The following is an 18,669-nucleotide window of genomic DNA, read 5'->3' as shown; positions in this document are numbered from 1 at the left end:
TCTCGCCGGCCGCTGTGAACAAGCAGCGGTCGGCAACTCTCTCTGCAAACCGACGGAGGTGCCGAAGTGACAATGCCGATCAATCATCTTCCGAGTGCTCAGCAACTCGCCGCCGTGATCCAAGCCGCTCAACGTGTCGCTCCGGCGGCTGCCGCCGTGGCTCGCAATCTCGACCTCCTTGCCATGCGAGCGCGGCTGACGGCGGAGATCGCCGAGCGCTACGTCGCGCCGATGCTGGCGATCGCACGGATCGCCGAACGCGCGGTCGTCACTGGCAGCGCCGCAGCGGCGATCACCGCCAGCCGGTCGATCGCCGATCGGCTGGAACGCAACACCGCCTTCATTCGCAACCTTCCAACCTACAACAAGGTGACCCATGACCACGACTGAGACCGCGACCACCGCCCCGACGACTGTTACTTTCACGCCGACCACGCCGATCAAGATCGGCGACAAAACCTATCCGACGCTCACGCTTCGGAAGATGAAGGCGAAGGATCGGGTCGCCGCTGATCTGGTGAATGGCGAGAGCCGCAAGACCTTTGCGGTCTACGCGTCGATGGCCGACGTGCCGATCCAAGTGATCGAAGAGCTCGACAATGATGACTTCGACCGTCTCGAGGAGCTGGCGGCGCCGATGGTGGGAAAGTCACTAGCGAAGCAGCGGGCCGCGGATGCGGAGATGATGCAGGGCGCGCTGACCAAGGCGCTGGCGGCCCTGATGAAGGAGTGAGCGCGAGCGTCGCGGTGGCGATGCTGGCGCGACACCTGCACACGCCGATCCCGGATGTTGAGGACATGTTCTGGGATCGGTTCACGCTCTACATCGATGCGTTGAACGTGGTGTTGCGCATCGAAGTGCCGAAACGAGGTTGAGACGATGGCGACTCTTACCAGCAAACTGATCATCGAACTACTCGACCGAGCGACCGGGCCCGCGCGGGCGATCTCCGGCGCCCTGAGCCGCATCAGTGCCGCACAGGTGCGCAATGCCGCGGCGCTGGCGTCGACGCAAACGCAACTCCTCGGCGCAGCGGCGGCCGGCTACGCTCTCGCAAAATCGATCAGCACGCCGGTTAAGGCGGCGATCGATTTCGAGAGCGCAATGGCCGACGTCAAGAAGGTGGTCGACTTCGAGACGCCGCAGTCGTTCGCTAAGATGGGTGACGATCTTCTGACGTTGTCGAAACGCATCCCGATCGTAGCGAAGGACCTCGCCGCGATCAGCGCCGCCGCCGGCGCGGCCGGTATGAAGGAAAACGAGATCCTTGCCTTCACCGAGATGGTCGCAAAGCTCGCGACAGCGTTCGATATGACCGCGGCGCAGGCCGGCGACGATATGGCGAAAATCAAGACGGGGCTCGGCTACACCGTCGAGCAAGCCAGCGCGCTCGCCGATGCGATGAACTACTTGTCTAACAATGTCGCGGCTAAAGCGCCACAACTCATCGATTATATGAAACGCGTCGGCGTGCAGGGTAAACAATATGGCTTCTCTGCCGAACAGACCGCAGCGCTCGGCGCGGCGATGATCGCGGCCGGTGCCGAATCCGAAGTCGCGGCAACCTCGTTCCGCAACGTCGGCCGCGCGCTCACCAAAGGGAACACAGTCACCAAGAACGGCGAGGCGGCGTTTAAGCAGCTCGGCCTTACTTCGATGAAGGTGACGAAGGCGATGCAAAAGGATGCGGTCGGCACATTCCGCGACGTGCTGGCGCGGATCGCGAAGCTGCCGAAGCATCTGCAGGCGAGCGTGATCTCGACGATCTTCGGCGACGAAGCGCGCGCCATCGCGCCGTTGATCGACAACGTGAAGCTGCTCGACGATGTGCTCGGGATGGTCAGTGACCGAACCAAATATCTCGGATCAGCGCAGAAAGAATTCGAGGCGCGGACGGCGACCACGGCGAATGCGGTGCAGCTCTTCAAGAACCGGCTGAACGTGATGTCGGTGACGATCGGCGCGGCGCTGCTGCCGGCGCTGAATGACACCATGAAAGCGCTGCATCCTTTCATTGAAAAGTTGTCGCAATTCGCCAAGGACCATCCCGGCCTCACCCGCGCGGTGATCGGCACCAGCGCGGCGCTGATCGGGCTGCGGATCGCCGGCATTGCAGCGAAATGGGGGTTGCTTTGGATGTGGGGCGGGGCACTGGCGACCGCGGCGGGAGCGATGCGCGGGCTTGCGGCTGCGGTGTGGGTCGCCCATGCGGCGATGCTGCCATTCGGTGCCGCGCTCCGGGCGGTGCGGAGCGCGATGATCGGCTTTGCCGCAGCGAGCGCGATCGTTGGTAGCGGCGGCGCATTGAAGATCGCAGCGGCGGCGATGCTTGGCATGCTCAATCCGATCAAGCTCGTCCGCGCGGCGCTGGTCGGGCTGCGGATTGCTTTGATCGGAACTGGAATTGGCGCTGTGCTGCTGGCTATCGGCGCCGCCGGCGCCTTCATCTATCAGAACTGGTCGGGCATCAAAGCGATGTTCTCCAGCTTCGGCAGCGCCTTCATGAAGGCCGTAGGACCCGTCATGTCGACGCTGCGGCCGTTGGTCGACGCCATAGGTTGGTTGAAGGACAAAATCACCGCTGCCCTCGACGCGCTCAATATCTCGACCGCGAGTTGGGTCGAATTCGGACGGACGCTCGGAACGGCCGTCGGCGGTGCTGTCACCGCGGTGGTGCAAAAATTCGAGGAACTTGTCGCATTTATTGCCGGCTTGCCAGGGCGGATCAGCGCGGCAGCGTCGGGGCTGTACGATGCCGGCGTCAATCTGCTTGCGCAACTGTGGGAGGGGATGAAGGCCAAATTCGCAGCGCTGCTGAATTGGGTGTCGAACATAGGACCGCGAATCCGGAGCGCGATCGGCCTCGGCGGCAGCGCGGTCGGCGCGGCGACGGCGGCAAAGCCGGCGATTGCCGGCGCCCGCGCGACCGGCGGGCCGGTGCAGGCGGGGCGGCTCTATCTGACCAGCGAACGCGGGCCGGAGCTGTTCGCGCCGAACGTCTCCGGCCATGTGTTCAGCGCGGCCGACACGTTGCGGCTGCTACGCGGTCAGGGTGGCGGTGCGGCCCCTAGCAGGAGCGGCGGCGGGGGTGGCGTTGTGATGAACAACACCTTCAACATCCAAGGGGCACCGGGGCAGTCGGCGGAGTCGATCGCGGAGCATGCGATCCGGCTGATGTCCGACAGACTTAATGCACTGTCGCGGGGCTCGTACTCAGATGGCGCCTACGCCTGATCGTTTGTTGGATTGCGCCGAGCCCGCGGATGGACCGGGGCGGCGCGACGACGGCCGGGGCGCATCCGCGTCCCGGCCGTGCTTGCAATGGTTGTGAGGTGGCGGACGATGATCAGTGCTGCGCTCGATACTGACCGGCCGATCGGGTCGCCGCGCGAGCTGAGCAAGTCCGGGTTCGCGAACTTTATCGGCGTCTCGCCCGGCCGCGTGTCGCAGATGATCCGGGACGGATTACCCGTCGAGTCGAGCGGCAAGATCGACGTGGCGCGCGGACAGATCTGGTTCCAAGAAAACGTGGATCAACGCCGCAGCGTGGCGCAGCGTCAGAGCGAATTGCCGCTCGTCAGTCGAAACAAAGAAAGCCATCGCGATCGGCTGCTGCGCGAGCAGGCGGACAACGCCGCGCTGAAGAACCAAATCCTGCGCCGCGATTACGTCAAGGCGACCGAGGTCGAGGCGCGATGGTCGGACGTGCTTCGCCGTCTGCGCTCGAAGATTCTCGCGGTGCCGTCACGGGTGCGGCAGGCGAACCCGCACCTCACGGCGCAGGATGTGACGGCGTTTGACGCCGAGCTGCGCGCGGCGCTCGAGGACTTGGCGGGGCCGGCTGATGCTTGATGCCGTCGACCGCCTCGAGGAAATCGAACGCCGCGCGCTCGCCGCGCTGCGGCCGCCGCCGAAACTGAAGCTGAGCGACTGGATCGAGCGCAACATCTACCTTCCGGACGGCGTGTCGTCGCTGCCCGGCGCGGTGCGCTTGTGGCCGTTCCAGCGCGAAATCGCCGATGCGATCGGAGATCCTGCCATTGAGCGCGTGACGCTGGTCAAGCCCGTGCGCGTCGGCTTCACCACGCTGCTCACCGGCGCGCTCGGCGCGTTCGTTGCGAACGATCCGGCGCCGATCCTCGCGCTACTGCCGACCGAGGCGGATGCTCGCGACTATATGGTGAGCGAAATCGAGCCGATCTTCTCGGCGTCGCCTGTGCTCAATGGGGTGATCGGCGAGGCCAAGGACGAATCCGGCCGCAACACGATTCTAAGCCGTCGCTTTCCCGGCGGCTCGCTGAAGATCGTCGCGGCGAAGGCGCCGCGCAACCTGCGCCGGCACACCGCGCGGGTGCTGCTGGTCGACGAAGCGGACGGCATGGAGGTGACAGCAGAAGGCCCGCCGATCGCGCTGGCGGAGAAGCGGACGCTGTCCTACGCCGACCGAAAGATCGTGATCGGTTCAACACCGACGTTTGAGGGCAGCAGCTACATCCTCAGAAACTACGCACTGAGTGATCGACGCGTGTTCGAAGTGCCGTGCCCGGAGTGCGACGGCCGCACCGAAATTAATTTGCAACATATCGAGTGGCCGACCGGCAAGCCGCATCTGGCGCAATTCGTCTGCCCGGCCTGCGGATGTGCGATCGACGAACGGCACAAGCCCGAGATGGTCGCCGCCGGCGCCTGGCGCGCGACCGCACCGGAGGTGATCGGCCACGCCGGCTTTCGATTGAATGCGCTGGTGTCGCTATTGCCGAACGCGAGTTGGGGCAAGCTCGCGGCCGAATTCGTCGCAGCCAAGGACGATCGAACCACCTTGCAAGTCTTCGTCAACACCATCTTGGCGGAAGGCTTCCGCGCCGACGGTGGAGAGGAAATCGACGACGAGGCCCTGGCAAAGCGCGCTGAGCCGTTCGGCTGCGAGGCGCTGCCCGAGGCGGTGTTGGCGATCACCGCCGGCGTCGATGTGCAGCGCGATCGGCTCGAAATCACGCTGATCGGTTGGGCGGAAGACGGCACGATGTATGTGCTGATGACCTTGGTGATCTGGGGAAAGCCGTCGGATGATTCGACCTGGGCAGAGCTCGACGAATTCTTGAAGTCTCGCTTCGCGCACCCGTTCGGCGGATCGCTCGCGATCGACGCGGTGGCGATCGATTCCGGCGACGGCGAGACGATGGACCGGGTCTATGGGTTCTGCTTTCCAAGAGCCGCGCGGAAGATCTTCGCGATCAAGGGCGACGGCGGCTTTCGACGGCCGTTTATCGAGCGCTCGACGTCGAGCAAGACCCGCGGCGGGCTGCTCTTCATCGTCGGCACCGATCCGATCAAGGACCACGTCGCTGCCAAGCTGACCGGCAGCGGCGGCGCGATCAGGTTTTCGAATACGCTGCCGGCGAGCTGGTTCGAGCAACTGTGTAGTGAGCGCGCCATCGTGCGCTATTCGAAAGGCCAGCCGGTGCGGCGCTTCGAACGGATACCCGGCCGACGCGCCGAGGCGCTGGATTGCGTCGTCTATGCGGTGGCGGTGCGCCAACTGATCAACCCGAACTGGGCTTCCCGCGCCGAGGCGCTACGAAGCCCAGAGCTGGCGCTTGCGCCGGCGCCGCGGCCGCGGGTGATCCGATCGAATTGGGTGGACCAGTAGCTACTGGCTTCGCCCGTGGGTTGCTGAAGTCAAACCGTCGGACTGAAAATGAACTCGACGGCGTCGCGTGAGGCGGCGTCAAATACCGATAATTGATAACATTGAGGATTCCCTGGAGGCGGCGTGTTCACCACTTCAAGTGCCTCTCTTCTCAGGAGCGCGATAATTTCTGGGCCTTTGTCGTCCGCACTCATCGCCGTCACGACGAGCCGCAAGGCGATCCGTAGTCCATGTACTTCGCCTTGCAGGCGAGCTTCTTCGGTGGTCATTTTGCACTCCGCACGGCCCCGCCGAGGATGTAGACGCCCTGCCTAACCGAACTCGATCGCCAGCAGATTTTCGCCGCGCGTTTTGAAGCGGTAGAATTGAAGCTGTTCACCGCAGTTGCAGATGCCAAAGATGATATGCGCGTCATCGGGGAGATCGGCGATCGCGTCGCGAACGTCTTTTGCCGTCAGAACATAACCCTCCGGAGCACCCGAAATGCTGTAGCCGCTGGCAACATGTTGACGGTTGTAGTTGACCTTTTCTGTCATAGTTACTGCCCTGTCCGATCGAGGCCTAGCCGTGAGTTTCTTGACCGCCAATAGCGTCTAATTTCATCTTCGAACCAGCCTTCAGCCTCGCTATCGGCGCTGATGCCTGATCGAAATCGTAGGTAGTGGCTGAAATGCTTGGCTTCTAGCCACGTCTTGAAAGCTAGGAAGCTCGGATAGTGTCCTGGGGCCTGCTCGTAGCCGGATTCACTCATCCAATCGAGAGCTAGGCTTCGAATCGCCTGTTCGGCATCAGCTCGCTTGTGCATGGGTCACCGCATGATCGAAGCCGAGATGTGCACCGACCCGGTAGCATCGATCTTTCCCCGAATCGGGCAACCATCATATCTGCGCGCGCGCCAAGGCGCCCCCGAGGTGGGGATGGATTTTCGTTTGATTCGGTGGCAGGATAATCGCGGAGCCTAGACAACTCCCGAAGCGGTCCCTTGCCGGGGATTGCGCTTCATCCGCGATAGGCGGGCCAAGAGCCTTGCCGGGCTCATAAACCCGCTGAAATTGATACCGCGCCCATACCGTGGGCGGCGACCGGCTCATTATGCCGGGAGTGCCACGGCTATACAAGACCTTCGGGGAAGGTCGTGGCGCAGTTCTCGCGGACTGTTGTCTAGCTCCCGGTACCAGCCCGCCGCTGGTGCCCGGCCTAGACAGCCGGTTAATCCGCGAGCCACCAATGACCCTTCATCACCCTATGTGCCCGCCGCCACGCGGGCTCCGTCTCGTCTCCGAAACCCGGATCCGACACCGCTCGCCGGTGCCGGCCGGCAGCGACCGCGCGGTGGCTGCCGCCTGCATGGCGCGCTTGCTGCGCGTGACTGCCGTGCTCGAGCAGCGCGACGGCGCCGCCTTCGACCGCGTCGAGGCCGACCGGGCGCTGGCGTTCTTCGCTGTGATCGCCGAAGGCGTCAGCGATGCCACTTCCGAAGAGGCGGCGGGGTTTCCCTTCTTCATGGATAATCCCAGCTTCGCCAGCTTCATCCTCACGGGCGACGTCGACGCGCTGATCTGCGCGGCCGCCGGCTCTCTCTCGCGACACTAAGGGGGCGTGATGGATCAGCACCGCGCCGCCACCCTCAGCATGGTTAACCATTCGTTGACGCTGCCCGCGACGGGCCGCTGCTCGTCTGCCACCAAGGCCGCGTCTGGCGCCTCTGCCGGGCCTAGTGAACGCGTATCTCGGAGATTGATCATGACGACCGCCATCGCCGCCATTGCCACAACCGCCGCACCTATTGCCACCATCGCGTCACCTTCGATCGCTAGCGACGGCCGCCGGCCGCTTGGCGCTGCCGAACTTGCGCTCGAATCGCTGTGGCTGCGGCGTCGGGAATTGACCCAGCAGATCCACGCCGCCGCCGCGATCTGGCACGCGATCGACGATGCGCCTGGCTGCACCAGGGAGGCGGCGGAAAAGGCAGTGACGGACTACGAAGACACGACACGCCCGATTCTCGAAACGATCTGGTTGATCGAAGCCGAGATCGAGCGGCTGCCCGCTTCGATCAACAAGGCCGGCGCGCTTTTGCTGCTGTCGCTCAACGAACTGGCCAGCGGCGCCGAGGAAACGCCGGATGACCTCAACCACGAAGCCGAGATGGCGATCCGCGCGCTGGAAGCCCTCGCGCCGGCGCTCGCCGGCGCCGTCGCGGAAGACGCCGCCGACGTGCTGTCGCACCGCGACCGGGCGATTTGCGAGGCGATCTACTACGCCTGATCCGTTCTGGCGGCGGCGCGGCTTGCGAGGGCCGCGTCGCCTCGGTGCTTTACGACCGTGGCGCTGCATGATAGGATTTTTGTCACATTCCAGAGTTGTGCATCGCGCGATAGAGAACCTTGACGAAGGTTGTTTATCATGCGATTGATTTGGAATGACCCTCGATGACCTCTACGAAGATTTCTGTTTCCGGCAAGCCGACGTGCTGGAGCTCGTTCCCGGCCTCAACCAGGGCATGCTGCAGAACTGGAAGGCGCGCGGTTATTTCGACGTCGATCCCGATGAGGGCGCGCAGCCTTTGGCTGATCGACGGGGCAAGCACCTCAAGGCGGTGTGGTCCGGCAGCGGCATCATCGGCATGCGGTTCGTGATGGAGCTGGGCCGGGTCGGTATCAAGCCGAGTGAGGCGTTCGGCCTGATCGATAGCTTCGTGCCTCATGTTGAGGGGTTCATGGAGCGTTTCAAGCCGTCCCTCAATGAGGCGACCGGAATCGAAGAGTACACATTCGAAAGCGACCGCCTTCAGGACTACCACCGAGTCGAGATCGTTCGGCAGAACAATGGAAAGCTGTCGGTGTCCTCTCCCGAGGCGGACGCCTCGAAGAGCCTGATGCGCAAGGCGCTGCTGTTTCACTACATCACGTCGGTCACGATCGAGAGCGACGTACTTTTCATGGTGACACTGAACGGCATCATTCGCCACACCGCAGGCCGTGATCGACAGACCGGCACTCGCACCCGCAAGGCTGAGGAGTGATCCAATGAGCGACGACAAAGGGGTTTGGCAATCGAGTCGTAGAGGTGTGCTGAAGGGGACTGCGGCGTCGGACTATCTACGCGATAACTGGCGCGTCCAATGCTCGGCGCGGAAGCTCGGGAAGCTCGCGGCAACCGGCGAAGGTCCGAAGTTCTACATCTACAACAACGAGCGGCTGTATCCATTTAGTGAGCTCGACGCTTTCGCCGAAGCCAAGCTCGGGCCGCTGTTGTCGCAAATCGATGCCGCTCCGCAGGACGTTGCCGCGACCGCAAACGTTGATGCTGCCGCGGAGAAGGAGTGCCGGCAGCGCCGCGAGAAGTGGTTCAGGCGCTGAGAGCTGTCGATGGATACGAATTGCTCCAGCACCAAAAATCTTCGCCGCGACCGCGCGGCGGCCTATCTGCGGGAGCGATACGGCCTGCGCTGCGCGGCGACGACACTGAAGAAGTACGCGAGCCGCGGGGGCGGTCCGCGCTTTCATCGGGTGAACCGCACTGCGCTGTACCCGCTCGCCGAGCTCGACAAATGGGCGGCGCAGAAACTTGGTCCGCTGCACGGCCACGCTGCCGATCGCGCGTCGAACGATTTCGACACCACCACCGGCGCCGCGGCGCCGGCGCTGAACTGATCGATCATCCCGCCAGAGGGCGAGGTCGCACTCATGACCAGTAGACCGCCGGCATATCTCTCCTGCGCCTCGCTTGCGCGCGAATTGGACGTGTCAGAAACGACAGTCTACGAGATGGTCCGTCGCGGCGTGCTGCCGCAGCCGATCAAGCTGTCGTCCGGCTGTGTGCGGTGGTGCTGGGCCGACGTGCAAATGGCGCTTGGATCTCTGTCCGGCTGCAAGACCAGCGATGCGGTTGACCCGTTCCTGATGGGGGCGCGCAATGCCACGGCCACGCAATAGGTCCGCCGTCAAATTGCCGAAGGGCGTTCACCGTGTCGTTTCGCGAGGGCGTGAGTATTTCTACTATCAAGTAGGCCGCGGGACCGATCACGCCGGCCCGCGCGTGTCGCTGCCGAACGACCCGCACTCGCCGCAGTTCTGGAACGCAATCCGTCAGGCGCAGGGCATCGGCGGCGGCGTCGATGTCGATACGTTCGGCGCGGTGCTCGACGGTTACCTCGAATACATCAACACAGCCGGCACCATCACCGCCGGCACGATCGATCAATACGAACGAGCGCTGCGCACCGCGCGGCTCGCGTGGGGCGATCTGCCGGCGCGGGGACTGCGCCCGGTGCACGTTCAAGCGGTGATGGACAATCTGGCGGCGACGCCCGGAAAGGCGAACAACTTTCTGAGCGCCATGCGTGCGCTGTCGACTTGGGCGCGGGTGCGCGATCATATCGACCACTCGTTGACTGAGGGCGTGAAGCCCTACGCCAAGAGCAGCGGGCACAAACCTTGGACGCCGGCACAGATCGAAGCGGCGATGACGCAACTAACCGGCGTGATCCGGCGCGGTGTGGTGCTCTACCTCTACACGGGCATGCGCGGCAGCGATGCTGTGAGGCTCGGCTGGACGGATGTCGAAGAGGGCGGCTTCGCACTTACCACACAGAAGAAAAAGCGCGACGTATGGTGCCCGATCGTGCCCGAGCTGGCGGCGGAAATGGCAACGTGGACGAAGCGGCCGGGGCCGTTCCTGTTGCAAGAGGGTGGCCGGGCGAGCGGCGAGCGATACACCCGCAAGCTGTTCTCCACCCACTTTGCGGAGGCGCGGGACAAGATCCCCGAGCTGGCGGGCGTTACGCTGCATGGCTTGCGTTGTACAGCGGTGATCCGTCTGCGGCGCGCCGGACTGTCGACGGGGCAGATCGGCGACATCGTCGGAATGTCGTTGCCGATGATCGAGCGCTACTGCCGCTTCGCCGATCGCAAGACCAGCGGACAGGCCGCCCTGCTGACGCTGACCAGAACGGCCAGCGAACAGAATTGTAAAACACCGCAAAACCGTAAAACAAAAACCTAGCCGGATCATCGGGTTAGAGGTCGCAAGATGAAATGTGCGACTTCGCTCCCACCGGGCTGTCCTCCGGCCACTCGCCGGACCGGGTCGACGCATTGGTGTGGGCGATCACCGCGCTGATCGGCGGCGCCCATGCGGGAGGCCCAAGGATGCGGGTGTTGTAGTGGCGAATCCGTAGGATGGGTTGAGCGCAGCGAAACCCATCATGGCTGTGCTCCGTTGCCGATGGGTTTCGCTGACGCTCAACCCATCCTACGCGAGCGTCGCGCGCTCAGCAGTAGCCGTACCAGCCGCAGGCGTAGGGCAGGCGGCCGAAGATCAGGTTCGGATCGGTGCCGTAATAGCTCTGATACAGATATGACCGCGGCTTGCCGTAGTAACCGTGCACGATCGGCGGCACGTCGACCTCCGGCGCATACACCGGCGAGCCGCTTTCCATTTCCAGCGATGGGCGCACCCGCGGCCTCGGTTGCGGCTCGGCGAAGATCCTGCCGATCTTGCTGTGCATCGGCAGATCGGCGGCGCGCGCCGGCTGGGCCAACGGCAACGCGATCAGCAGTAGCAGCACGACACGCAACATGGCGGCACTCCGGGGTGAGGAGCCGCCAGGGTGGGCGATTATGGTTAATAAAGATTAACCAACGTGCGAGCCGCTACCGCGCCATTGCCGAGCCCCAGCTTTGCGCGGTGCGGGCGATCCAGTCGCGGTACAGCGTCAGCGGGGTGACGCCGGTGAGGCCGCCGCAGCCGGCGGTGTTGCCGGGGCCGGTCGACCACGACACCACGCCGACCACCACCAGCCGGTCGTTCTGCGCCTGCAGCGCCGGGCCGCCGGAATCGCCGGTGCAGGCACCTAAGCCGGCGCGGCCGCCGGTGGCGGCGGGATCAATCAGGCGGATCTGCAGGCGGCCGGGGCGGCCGGTCGCGGTCAGCGTCGCGCTGCGCGCGGTGCCGCCGCTCTTGCCGTCGCCGCGCCGGGTGACGCCGATGCCGGCGATCGTGAAATCCTGGCCGGCGGCGAGCGGATCCTCCGGCGCCGCGATCGGCAGCGGCGCCTTGCCGGGCAGCGGCGCGGCGAGCTTGAGCAGCGCGACGTCGGCGCTGGCGCGATGGCCGAGGATCGCGCGCATGTCGAACTCCGGATGCGCGGCGACGCGGGCGACGTCGCGCAGGCTGGGCTGCCGCTGGGCGTCGTACTGCACCACCTTGTAGTCGGCGCCGGGGCCGACGCAGTGCGCGGCGCTCAGCACCAGATCGGGCGCGATCAGCGTCCCCGAACAGAAATTGCCGCGCGAGCCGACGATGGTGACCAAAGCGCGGCCGAGCGCGCCGGTCGCCTCCGGGGCGCCGCCGACCAGCGCCGCCGCCGGTGAGGCCAGCGCGGCGACGAGCAGAGCGCCGAATGTGAGCGTGCGGATCATGGCGGCGCGTTTCGCCCGCCGCCGCGGCGCTGTCAATCACTGATCATCACCTACGAGGAACCGCCATGCCGATGCTGCTGCTGGCCGGGCCGGCCGCCGAGCCGTGGACCGTCACTGATCTGAAGAGTTTCCTGCGCGTCGAGCACGACGCCGACGACGCGGTGATTGCTTCGCTGCTGACGGCGGCGCGCGCCCAGATCGAGGCCTGGACGGGCCGGATGCTGCTGGCGCAGCGCTGGCGGCTGGTGCGCGATGCCTGGCCGCGCGACGGCCGTATCGTGCTGCGCGGCGGGCCGCTGCGGTCGCTGATCGCGGTGCGGACCTACGACGCGCGCGGCGTCGCGCACGATGTCGATCCCGCCAGCTTCGTGCTCGACCTCGCCGGCGGCGTGATCGCGCCGCCGCCCGGGGCGCTGCCGGAGCCGGGGCGCGCCGTCGCCGGCATCGAGCTCGACCTCGAACTCGGCTACGGCACCGCGCCCGACGATGTGCCGGCGCCGCTGCGCCACGCGGTGCGCACCCTGGTGGCGCAGTGGTACGACAATCGTGGCGGCGCGGCTGATACCAGCGCCGCGCTGCTGCCCGGTAGCGTCGCGACGCTGATCGCCGGCTACCGCGCGGTGACGCTGTGATCGACCCCGGCCGCTTGAGCCGCCGGCTGACGCTGCTGGCGCCGGTCGAGACCGACGACGGGCAGGGCGGCGTGGTGCGGAGTTTTGCGGCGCAGGCGGTGCTGTGGGCCAGCGTGGTGCCGCTCGCGGCGCGCGAAGGCGTCGCGGCCGATACTGATCGCGCTGCGCTGCGGGTGAAGATCACGCTGCGCTCCGGGGTGACGCTGTCGCGCGCCCACCGGCTCGCCGACGGCGACAGCGTGTATCGCATCATCGCCTGGCGCAGCCGCGAGCGCGGCGCGCTGCTCGAGATCGACGCCGAGACGGAGCAGACATGACCCCTGCCAGCGTAGCGCTGCGCGCGGCGATCCACCGCGCGCTCACCACCGATCCTGCGCTGCTCGCCGCGCTCGGCGGGCCGCGGATCTACGACGCGCCGCCGCGCGAGGCGGCGTTTCCGTTCGTCACCTTGGGCGAAGCGCGGATCAGCGATGTCTCCGCCGACGACGCGCCGACCCAGGAGCATCAATTGACGCTGCACGCCTGGTCGCGGCAAGGCGGCCACAAGGAGGCGCATGTCATCACCGGCGCGTTGCTGCAGGCGCTGGATGATGTGCCGCTGGCCCCGTCCGGCCATCGCCTCGTCAATCTGCGGTTCGCGCTCGCCGACATCCGCCGCGAGCCCGACGGCCGGACCTATCACGCCTTGGTGCGATTTCGCGCCGTCACCGAACCAGTTAGTTAGCAGGAGCCGCGCATGGGCGCACAAAAGGGCAAGGATCTGCTGCTCAAGATCCACGACGGCACCAACTACGTCACCGTCGCCGGCTTGCGCAGCCGCAAGATCGCGTTCAACGCCGAGCTCGTCGACATCACCCACGCCGAATCCGCCGATCGCTGGCGCGAGCTGCTGGCCGGCGCCGGGGTGCGCCGCGCCTCGATCTCCGGCCGCGGCCTGTTCAAGGATGCAAGCTCCGACGCGCTGGTGCGAACTGCTTTCTTCAACGGCCTGATCAGCGACTGCCAGGTGGTGGTGCCGGATTTCGGCAGCATCACCGGGCCGTTCCAAATCGCCAGCCTCGAATTCGCCGGCGAGCACAACGGCGAAGTCACCTTCGACCTGACGCTGGAGAGCGCCGGCGCGCTCGGCTTCGTCGCCTTGTGAGGGATGCCATGGCCAACAGACATCGCGGCGAAATCGAAGCCGAACTCGGCGGCCAGACCCGCACGCTGGTGCTGACGCTCGGCGCGCTCGCCGAACTCGAAGCCGCGTTCGCCGCCACCGATCTCGTCGCACTCGCACAGCGCTTCGGCAGCGGGCATCTGTCGGCGCGCGATCTGGTCCGGATCATCGCTGCGGGTTTGCGCGGCGCCGGCGAGGCGGTGCGCGACGACGAGGTCGCGGCGATGACGGTCGCGGGCGGCGCCGCCGGCTACGCCAGCATCGCCGCGGAGCTGCTGGCGGCGACCTTCGGCGAGGCCGCGGCGTGACGCCGTTTCCGTGGGCGGAGGCGATGCAGTTCGGCCTCGGCGTGCTGCGGCTGCCGCCCGATCAGTTCTGGCGCATGACGCCGCGCGAACTCGCCGCCGCGATCGCCGGCCTGCGCGGCGGTGGTATCTCGTCGCTCGGCCGCGCCGCGTTCGACGAGCTGATGCGGTGCTATCCGGATCACGAGGAGCCTGCGCAATGACGGGCGATAGCTATGAGAGTTGCGACTGCGGCTGCGTCGAGGAGACGACGCAGCAGGTCGATCAGCTCACCACCAAGACCCAGGCGCTCAGCAGCGAAGCCAAGGGTTTCGCGCGGGCGATGACCTCGGCGTTCTCGCAATCGATCACCGGCGGCAAGCAGTTCGAGGACGTGCTGAAGTCGCTGGCGCTCAAGGTCTCGGACCTGGCGGTGAAGGCGGCGCTGAAGCCGCTGACCACCAGCCTCGCCAGCGGTTTCGACAGCCTGTTCTCAGGATTGTTCGGCGGCACGACCGCCAAGAATGCGGGCGGCGCGATCAAGCCGTTCGCAGCCGGCGGCGTGATCGGCACGCCGACCTACTTCCCGATGCTCGGCGGCGGCGTCGGTCTTGCCGGCGAGGCCGGGCCAGAGGCGATCCTGCCGCTGGCGCGCGGTGCCGATGGCCGGCTCGGCGTCGCCTCCAGCGGCGGCGCCACCACGGTCAACATCCAGATCGCCACGCCCGACGCCGACAGCTTCCGTCGCTCCGAGAGCTATCTGACCGGCCAGATCGCCCGCGCCGTCGCGCGCGGGCAGCGGGGTCTGTAGTTCGCCGCCTTGCATCCACGTCATTGCGAGCCGAAGGCGAAGCAATCCAGCTCCGCGCAACTGAGCTGGATTGCTTCGCCGCGGAGCCTGTGCCCGGACGGCGCGTCGCGCCGATCCGGGTGCTCCTCGCAATGACGATGAAGGACTCATCGCATGACCCCATTCCACGAAGTGCTGTTTCCGCTCGATGTCGCGCTGAAAAGCGCCGGCGGGCCGGAGCGGCGCACCGAGATCGTCGGCTTCGGCTCGGGCCGCGAACAGCGCAACGCGCGCTGGGCGGATTCGCGGCGGCGCTACGATGCCGGCTACGGCGTCAAGAGCTTCGAGGCTTTGCAGCAGGTGGTGGCGTTCTTCGAGGAGCGCCGCGGCCCGCTCACCGGCTTCCGCTGGCGCGACCGGCTGGATTGCAGCTCGGCCGCACCCGGCGCGCCGGTGTCGGCGCTGGACCAGGGTATCGGCATCGGCGACGGTGCGCGCGCGAGCTATCAGCTCGTCAAGACCTACGGCGCCGGCTTCGCGCCCTATGTGCGGACGATCAGTAAGCCGGTTGCCGGCAGCGTGCGCGTCGCGGTCGGCGGCGTCGAGGCCGCGGCCGCTGCGTTCGCTTGCGATCCAACGACCGGCCTCGTCACCTTCGCGCCCGGCCATCTGCCGCCCTCCGGCGCGGCCGTGACCGCGGGTTTTCAGTTCGACGTGCCGGTGCGGTTCGACACCGATTACCTCGAAGTCGATCTCTCGGCGTTTGCGGCCGGCGCGATTCCAAAAATCCCGCTGATCGAGATCAAGGTCTGAGCGCGCGGCCTTCTCGCTCCCGGGGGGCGCATCGGGCGTGAACGAAACCTTGCTCGGTGGACGTCCGATCGGGCGAAGGCGACGTCCGGTCGGACGTCGGCCGGTTCAACGATCCTTTGCGCGACGAAACTGAAAATGGCCAGCCGACAGAAAAGTTCGGCTCAACGACACGTCATTGCCCAGAAAGGCAAAAGTCCATGTCAGGTATCGTTCTCTCGAACGCCGTTCGCCAGAATCTCTCGTCGCTCCAGGCTACGGCTGATCTGCTCGCCACCACCCAAAGCCGCCTGTCGTCCGGCAAGAAGGTGAACTCGGCGCTCGACAATCCGACCAACTTCTTCACCGCCGCTTCGCTCGACAGCCGCGCCAGCGACATCAACAACCTGCTCGACGGCATCGGCAACGGCGTGCAGATCCTGCAGGCCGCCAACACCGGCATCACCTCGCTGAACAAGCTGGTGGACAGCGCCAAGTCGATCGCCAACCAGGCTCTGCAGACCGTGGCGGGCTATTCCGCCAAGTCGAACGTGTCGGCGACCATCTCCGGCGCCACTGCCGACGATCTGCGCGGCACCCAGAGCTTCAGCAACGCCGCCGCCAGCAGCAACGTGATCTTCGACGGCACGCAGTACGGCACCACCGCCGCTTCCGGCACTGATACGCTCGGCGGCAACATCGTCAGCATCGCGGCCTCGGCCGCCGTCACCGTCGTCGGCGCTGCCGACAACACCGCTCTCGGTGGAGCGCTGACCGTCGGCACCGGTGGCGGCGCCGCCACGACGACGTCCAAGATCAGCGATCTGACCAACGGCATCACCGCCACTGCGACCGGTCCGGCCTCCGGTGACTCGATCACCGTCAACGGCAAGACCATCACCTTCACCACCGCCGGCTCGGCGAAGGCGGATTCCGAAGGCAACTACACGATCGGTCTCGATCAGGACCTGGCGGCCCTGACCAAGACCATCGATGCGATGAACAACAATACGACCAACGCGTCGACTGTGACCGGCGGTAAGCTGGAGCTGCACTCGGGCACCAACAGCCCGCTGACCATCAGCGACAACGCCGGCGGCGCGGTGCTGGCCAAGCTCGGGCTGGGCAACTCGACCGAATTCAAGGTCGACACTGCTGCGGCCACCAGCTCGGCGAATATCACCGGCTCGACCCAGCTGTTCAACACCCACGGCGGTTTGTCTTCCACCGCGATCTCCGATGGCACCACGCTGTCGGTGAACGGCAAGACCATCACCTTCAAGACCTCGGACGCGCCGCAGGGCAACGACATCGCGTCGGGCACCGGTGTTCTCGGCCGGATCGGCACTGACGGCAACGGCAACTCGACGATCTATCTCGGCAATCAGAGCAACTTCACCAACGCCACCGTCGGTGACGTGCTGACCGCGATCGATCTCGCCAACGGTGTCAAGTCGGCTTCGATCTCGAATGGTGTGGCGACGATCTCGACCAGCGCCGGTCAGACGGCGTCGTCCGTTGCCGGCGGCATCGTCACGGTTCAGAGCTCGTCGGGTGCCGACCTGAATCTGACCGGTCCGACCGACCTGCTCAAGAATCTCGGCCTGACCACCTCGACCGGCGCCGGCCCGCTGACCTTGACCAAGCAGCGCACCACCGACGGTACGACTCTGGGAACGCTGATCCAGGACGGCTCGACGCTGAATGTGAACGGCAAGACCATCACCTTCAAGAACGCCGCGGTGCCGACGGCGTCCGCGTCGCACACCGGCATCTCCGGTAACGTCGAAACCGACGGTAACGGCAACTCGACGGTGTACCTGCAGAAGGGCACGCTCGACGACGTGATGAAGGCGATCGACCTTGCCACCGGTGTTCGCAAGGCCACGCTCGGCAACGCCGGGGCGGTGATCTCGACCACCAGCGGTACGGCCAACTCGTCGATGTCCACCGGCATGCTGAAGATCTCGACCGGTCTTCAGTCGGATCTCAGCATCACCGGCACCGGCAATGCCATGTCGGCGCTCGGCCTCACCGGCCCGAGCGGCACCGACAGCTCGTTCTCCGCAGCGCGCGGTGCGAGCGCCGGCAGCCTGAACGGCAAGTCGTTGACCTTCACCTCCTTCAACGGCGGTGCGGGCGTCAATGTCACCTTCGGCGACGGCACCAACGGCACCGTCAAGTCGCTGGCCCAGCTCAATGTCGCGCTGGCCGCCAACAACATGTCGGCGTCGATCGACAACGCCACCGGCAAGCTGACGATCTCGACCTCCAACGACTACGCCTCCCACACTATGGGCGGCAACGAAGGCGGCGTGCTCGGCGGAACGGCGCTGACGAGCCTGACCTTCACCACGCCCCAGGCGCCGGTGGCGGACGTCAATGCCCAGAACACCCGCGCGGGTCTGGTCAAGCAGTTCAACGACATCCTGAACCAGATCAAGACCACGGCTCAGGACGCTTCGTTCAACGGCGTCAACCTGCTGAACGGCGACAACCTGAAGCTGGTGTTCAACGAAACCGGCAAGTCGACGATCTCGATCCAGGGCGTCACCTTCGATCCGACCGGCCTCGGCCTGTCTGATCTGGCCTCTGGCGTCGACTTCATCGACAACAAGGCGACCAACGCGGTTCTCGACAAGCTGAGCGCCGCCTCGACCACGCTGCGGTCGCAGGCCTCGGCGTTCGGTTCGAACCTGTCGGTGGTGCAGGCCCGTCAGGACTTCTCGAAGAGCCTGATCAACGTGCTGCAGACCGGTTCGGCGAACCTGACTCTGGCCGACACCAACGAGGAAGCGGCGAACAGCCAGGCGCTGACCACCCGTCAGTCGATCGCGGTGTCCGCGCTGTCGCTGGCCAACCAGTCGCAGCAGGGCGTCCTGCAGTTGCTGCGTTAACGACACCGAAGGAGCCGGCGGCGGCGACGCCGCCGGCTC

At 65.8% G+C, this 18,669-nt stretch carries 26 protein-coding genes and 1 pseudogene; 23 read left to right on the top strand and 4 right to left on the bottom strand.

What is annotated here, in order from left to right; genetic code table 11:
- The first annotated feature begins 66 nt into the window (after positions 1 to 66).
- From DNX69_RS07630 to DNX69_RS07610, 6 genes are all read left to right on the top strand, one after another.
- Positions 67 to 390, top strand: a complete 324-nt coding sequence (locus tag DNX69_RS07630) for a hypothetical protein (protein ID WP_133255985.1) — start codon at positions 67 to 69, stop codon at positions 388 to 390.
- The gene (locus tag DNX69_RS07625) at positions 377 to 733 is read left to right on the top strand and encodes a phage tail assembly protein (protein ID WP_110785409.1); all 357 of its coding nucleotides are present in this window, start codon (positions 377 to 379) and stop codon (positions 731 to 733) included. The genes DNX69_RS07630 and DNX69_RS07625 overlap by 14 nt, the downstream gene beginning before the upstream one ends.
- Complete coding sequence (locus tag DNX69_RS26290; RefSeq protein ID WP_165825208.1) at positions 730 to 876, top strand: hypothetical protein; 147 nt, start codon at positions 730 to 732, stop codon at positions 874 to 876. The genes DNX69_RS07625 and DNX69_RS26290 overlap by 4 nt, the downstream gene beginning before the upstream one ends.
- Before the next feature lie 4 nt (positions 877 to 880).
- On the top strand, positions 881 to 3,235 hold the full coding sequence (locus DNX69_RS07620; RefSeq protein WP_110785408.1) for a phage tail tape measure protein: 2,355 nt from the start codon (positions 881 to 883) through the stop codon (positions 3,233 to 3,235).
- A gap of 108 nt (positions 3,236 to 3,343) precedes the next feature.
- Entirely contained in the window at positions 3,344 to 3,853 is a 510-nt protein-coding gene (locus DNX69_RS07615) for a DNA packaging protein (protein WP_110785407.1), read from the top strand.
- On the top strand, positions 3,846 to 5,651 hold the full coding sequence (locus DNX69_RS07610) for a phage terminase large subunit family protein (RefSeq protein ID WP_110785406.1): 1,806 nt from the start codon (positions 3,846 to 3,848) through the stop codon (positions 5,649 to 5,651). Before DNX69_RS07615 ends, DNX69_RS07610 begins: the two co-directional genes overlap by 8 nt.
- 29 nt (positions 5,652 to 5,680) lie before the next feature.
- On the opposite strand, the gene DNX69_RS26065 is transcribed toward DNX69_RS07610, so the two are convergent.
- Positions 5,681 to 5,920: a hypothetical protein gene (locus tag DNX69_RS26065; protein ID WP_133255984.1), complete on the bottom strand. Its 240-nt coding sequence runs from the start codon at positions 5,918 to 5,920 to the stop codon at positions 5,681 to 5,683.
- Between the two features lie 42 nt (positions 5,921 to 5,962).
- Positions 5,963 to 6,187, bottom strand: a complete 225-nt coding sequence (locus DNX69_RS07605) for a hypothetical protein (protein ID WP_110785405.1) — start codon at positions 6,185 to 6,187, stop codon at positions 5,963 to 5,965.
- An 811-nt stretch (positions 6,188 to 6,998) separates the two neighbouring features.
- Here DNX69_RS07605 and DNX69_RS07600 point away from each other — a divergent pair.
- The 8 genes and pseudogenes from DNX69_RS07600 to DNX69_RS07565 form a co-directional block, all read left to right on the top strand.
- Positions 6,999 to 7,244: a hypothetical protein gene (locus tag DNX69_RS07600; protein ID WP_133255983.1), complete on the top strand. Its 246-nt coding sequence runs from the start codon at positions 6,999 to 7,001 to the stop codon at positions 7,242 to 7,244.
- A gap of 150 nt (positions 7,245 to 7,394) precedes the next feature.
- Positions 7,395 to 7,919, top strand: coding sequence for a hypothetical protein (locus DNX69_RS07595; RefSeq protein ID WP_110785403.1), 525 nt, complete (start codon positions 7,395 to 7,397; stop codon positions 7,917 to 7,919).
- Between the two features lie 154 nt (positions 7,920 to 8,073).
- Positions 8,074 to 8,676, top strand: coding sequence for a hypothetical protein (locus DNX69_RS07590; protein ID WP_110785402.1), 603 nt, complete (start codon positions 8,074 to 8,076; stop codon positions 8,674 to 8,676).
- 4 nt (positions 8,677 to 8,680) lie between these two features.
- The gene (locus DNX69_RS07585; protein WP_133255982.1) at positions 8,681 to 9,013 is read left to right on the top strand and encodes a hypothetical protein; all 333 of its coding nucleotides are present in this window, start codon (positions 8,681 to 8,683) and stop codon (positions 9,011 to 9,013) included.
- 9 nt (positions 9,014 to 9,022) lie between these two features.
- Entirely contained in the window at positions 9,023 to 9,307 is a 285-nt protein-coding gene (locus DNX69_RS07580) for a hypothetical protein (protein ID WP_207803124.1), read from the top strand.
- Positions 9,308 to 9,397: 90 nt separating this feature from the next.
- Positions 9,398 to 9,589: a helix-turn-helix transcriptional regulator gene (locus DNX69_RS07575; protein ID WP_207803123.1), complete on the top strand. Its 192-nt coding sequence runs from the start codon at positions 9,398 to 9,400 to the stop codon at positions 9,587 to 9,589.
- Positions 9,590 to 9,692: 103 nt separating this feature from the next.
- Positions 9,693 to 10,658 carry a tyrosine-type recombinase/integrase gene (locus tag DNX69_RS07570; protein ID WP_234826891.1) on the top strand — a complete coding sequence of 322 codons (966 nt, stop codon included), beginning with the start codon at positions 9,693 to 9,695 and terminating at the stop codon, positions 10,656 to 10,658.
- 23 nt (positions 10,659 to 10,681) lie between these two features.
- Positions 10,682 to 10,819: pseudogene (locus DNX69_RS07565) on the top strand (ATP-binding protein); the annotation flags it as partial.
- 107 nt (positions 10,820 to 10,926) lie between these two features.
- Here DNX69_RS07565 and DNX69_RS07560 read toward each other — a convergent pair.
- Together DNX69_RS07560 and DNX69_RS07555 are read right to left on the bottom strand one after the other, a co-directional pair.
- Positions 10,927 to 11,235, bottom strand: coding sequence for a hypothetical protein (locus DNX69_RS07560; RefSeq protein WP_110785398.1), 309 nt, complete (start codon positions 11,233 to 11,235; stop codon positions 10,927 to 10,929).
- A 73-nt stretch (positions 11,236 to 11,308) separates the two neighbouring features.
- On the bottom strand, positions 11,309 to 12,076 hold the full coding sequence (locus DNX69_RS07555) for a S1 family peptidase (protein ID WP_110785397.1): 768 nt from the start codon (positions 12,074 to 12,076) through the stop codon (positions 11,309 to 11,311).
- A 65-nt stretch (positions 12,077 to 12,141) separates the two neighbouring features.
- On the opposite strand from DNX69_RS07555, the gene DNX69_RS07550 reads away from it, so the two are divergent.
- The 9 genes from DNX69_RS07550 to DNX69_RS07505 all read left to right on the top strand — a co-directional run bounded on the left by DNX69_RS07550 (position 12,142) and on the right by DNX69_RS07505 (position 18,630).
- Positions 12,142 to 12,708, top strand: coding sequence for a head-tail connector protein (locus DNX69_RS07550; RefSeq protein ID WP_110785396.1), 567 nt, complete (start codon positions 12,142 to 12,144; stop codon positions 12,706 to 12,708).
- Positions 12,705 to 13,025 (top strand): head-tail adaptor protein, encoded by a 321-nt coding sequence (locus DNX69_RS07545; protein ID WP_110785395.1) that lies wholly within the window; start codon positions 12,705 to 12,707, stop codon positions 13,023 to 13,025. The genes DNX69_RS07550 and DNX69_RS07545 overlap by 4 nt, the downstream gene beginning before the upstream one ends.
- Positions 13,022 to 13,432, top strand: a complete 411-nt coding sequence (locus DNX69_RS07540; RefSeq protein ID WP_110785394.1) for a DUF3168 domain-containing protein — start codon at positions 13,022 to 13,024, stop codon at positions 13,430 to 13,432. Before DNX69_RS07545 ends, DNX69_RS07540 begins: the two co-directional genes overlap by 4 nt.
- A 12-nt stretch (positions 13,433 to 13,444) precedes the next feature.
- A complete protein-coding gene (locus DNX69_RS07535) occupies positions 13,445 to 13,852 on the top strand; it encodes a phage major tail protein, TP901-1 family (RefSeq protein ID WP_110785393.1) in 408 nt (135 codons plus the stop codon).
- Positions 13,853 to 13,860: 8 nt separating this feature from the next.
- Positions 13,861 to 14,178 carry a gene transfer agent family protein gene (locus tag DNX69_RS07530; protein ID WP_110785392.1) on the top strand — a complete coding sequence of 106 codons (318 nt, stop codon included), beginning with the start codon at positions 13,861 to 13,863 and terminating at the stop codon, positions 14,176 to 14,178.
- Positions 14,175 to 14,378, top strand: a complete 204-nt coding sequence (locus tag DNX69_RS07525) for a rcc01693 family protein (RefSeq protein WP_110785391.1) — start codon at positions 14,175 to 14,177, stop codon at positions 14,376 to 14,378. Before DNX69_RS07530 ends, DNX69_RS07525 begins: the two co-directional genes overlap by 4 nt.
- Positions 14,375 to 14,965 (top strand): phage tail tape measure protein, encoded by a 591-nt coding sequence (locus DNX69_RS07520; protein ID WP_110785390.1) that lies wholly within the window; start codon positions 14,375 to 14,377, stop codon positions 14,963 to 14,965. Before DNX69_RS07525 ends, DNX69_RS07520 begins: the two co-directional genes overlap by 4 nt.
- Before the next feature lie 153 nt (positions 14,966 to 15,118).
- Positions 15,119 to 15,757 (top strand): TIGR02217 family protein, encoded by a 639-nt coding sequence (locus DNX69_RS07510; protein WP_110785388.1) that lies wholly within the window; start codon positions 15,119 to 15,121, stop codon positions 15,755 to 15,757.
- A 197-nt stretch (positions 15,758 to 15,954) separates the two neighbouring features.
- The gene (locus tag DNX69_RS07505; RefSeq protein ID WP_110785387.1) at positions 15,955 to 18,630 is read left to right on the top strand and encodes a DUF1522 domain-containing protein; all 2,676 of its coding nucleotides are present in this window, start codon (positions 15,955 to 15,957) and stop codon (positions 18,628 to 18,630) included.
- The last annotated feature ends 39 nt before the right edge of the window (positions 18,631 to 18,669 follow it).

Origin of the sequence: Rhodopseudomonas palustris (assembly GCF_003226555.1) — a bacterium.
GTDB lineage: Bacteria > Pseudomonadota > Alphaproteobacteria > Rhizobiales > Xanthobacteraceae > Rhodopseudomonas > Rhodopseudomonas palustris_I.
The sequence above is the reverse complement of the archived record's forward strand: the minus strand, read 5'-3'. Positions and strand labels throughout refer to the sequence as shown.